Origin of the sequence: Pseudonocardia sp. EV170527-09 (assembly GCF_008369905.1) — a bacterium.
Lineage (GTDB): Bacteria > Actinomycetota > Actinomycetes > Mycobacteriales > Pseudonocardiaceae > Pseudonocardia.
This window is the reverse complement of record NZ_VRMC01000538.1, coordinates 1-257: the sequence shown is the minus strand read 5'-3', so window position 1 is coordinate 257 and position 257 is coordinate 1. Positions and strand designations below refer to the sequence as shown.

1 protein-coding gene is annotated in these 257 nt (G+C 42.0%); it reads right to left on the bottom strand.

Going from position 1 to position 257, the window contains the following annotated elements:
• A partial coding sequence (locus FVA95_RS32430; RefSeq protein ID WP_205016089.1) for a hypothetical protein occupies positions 1-257 on the bottom strand: 257 nt, incomplete at both ends.

The window sequence follows — 257 nt, the reverse complement described above, 5'->3', positions numbered from 1 at the left end:
CTTAAGCTCAGGACTTAGAGACACCATCATATAGCATCTCGTCATAAGATCATCATCCATGCGCTTCTGATAAGCGTCTTTCTCTTGCTGAGTTGCAGCCTCAGTAGGAGCATTGGGAAGTGGACTTTGAAGTGCATAGGTAATATTTTCGGAATTCAAAACGATTTTTAAATTCCTTAGCCAATCAAGATAATTAGGTCCAGTTAAACGGTTGGTTTCCCAAATGTTGGATAACGGGTTGCGGTGAGCCATTACGG